The sequence below is a fragment of the Nocardioides antri genome, from assembly GCF_008373765.1.
In the GTDB taxonomy this organism is placed as follows: domain Bacteria; phylum Actinomycetota; class Actinomycetes; order Propionibacteriales; family Nocardioidaceae; genus Nocardioides; species Nocardioides antri.
In genome coordinates this window covers 1-211 of record NZ_VUJW01000061.1, presented here as the reverse complement: position 1 = coordinate 211, position 211 = coordinate 1, and the positions used below count along the sequence as shown (strand labels likewise).

Sequence of the window (211 nt, the reverse complement as noted above, 5' to 3'; positions counted from 1 at the left end):
CGGACCGGTCGCCACCGAGCCGGGCTCGACGTACGTCCTCGCCACGAGCGACGGCGAGCCGGTGGCATACGGCGGCCTGCGGCCGACCCCGGCGCTCGACGGAGACACCAGGGCCATCGAGATCAAGCGGATGTGGGTGCACCCCGACTGGCGTGGCGCCGGTCTCGGGTCGCGGATGCTCCGCCACCTCGAGGACCGGGCGCGCGAGCAG

The 211-nt window shown here is 74.9% G+C and carries 1 protein-coding gene; it reads left to right on the top strand.

The window, feature by feature from the left end:
* A partial coding sequence (locus F0U47_RS20435; protein WP_149752328.1) for a GNAT family N-acetyltransferase occupies nucleotides 1–211 on the top strand: 211 nt, incomplete at both ends.